This is a genomic window from Brachyspira sp. SAP_772, from assembly GCF_009755885.1.
Lineage (GTDB): Bacteria > Spirochaetota > Brachyspiria > Brachyspirales > Brachyspiraceae > Brachyspira.
On record NZ_VYIX01000087.1, the window covers coordinates 1 to 844 of the forward strand.

The 844-nt window shown below is 29.1% G+C and carries 1 protein-coding gene; it reads left to right on the top strand.

Annotated elements, in window-relative coordinates:
* Positions 1-217: 217 nt before the first annotated feature.
* On the top strand, positions 218-844 hold a 627-nt coding region (locus tag GQX97_RS12745), incomplete at its 3' end, for an energy transducer TonB (RefSeq protein WP_157152254.1).

An 844-nucleotide genomic window follows, 5' to 3' on the forward strand; every position in this document is an offset into this window, starting at 1 on the left:
AAAATGCACTCCCCCGCACGCCTAAGAGGTTATAATTAAAGCAAAGTATTACCGTGCGGAAAGGTGGTACAGCTCGTACGCGGGAAAAAGTTGAATAAAATAAAAACTTATATAATGAAATATAATTATTAGTTTATTAAACCATTTGACTATATTCAAATTTTTAGAGTTTTAATTTATAATTGAACATATAGCTTTTTTATTATAAAAACATATTATGAAAGATTTTTTAGGTAAATTAAAAACTATAATAATTAAAAAGAAAGATACTATATTCGCAGTAATAGTTTCATTTATACTTCATATATTTGTATTRAGTTTGGTAAATACTTATATAATGGAATCTTTGTTTGCGTATAATGATAAATTAGAAAAACTATTAGAAGAAGAAAAGAATAAAAAAGATGATTATATGTTTTTGGTAGAGACTCCAGATGTAGAAGAAGAGGAAAATAATGAAGATACACCATTTGCTTCAGATAAGTCATTAGTATCAAGAGGACAGATAGATGTAAAACCTTCAAAAGTATTTTCAGATGCTTCTGTGTTTTCTTTTTTGGGTGACGGTGCCAATAGTCCAATAGTTGAAAGACGCGATAATATAAACCCAAACAATAATAACAATTTACAAAAGCAAAAAGATTTAGGTAATGATATAAGCAGGGAAGATGTAGTTCCTTATAAGCCAAAAAATCCAGGTCTTAAAGGAGATACAAAAATACCAGCATCATTTGAAGACGGAGCAGATAGGGCGGTAGTTTTATCTAGTGAAACAGGAAGCATACAGCTTGGTACAAAGGCACAGGAATATTTTTGGTATTTTTAYACTTTAGTTGGCTCTATA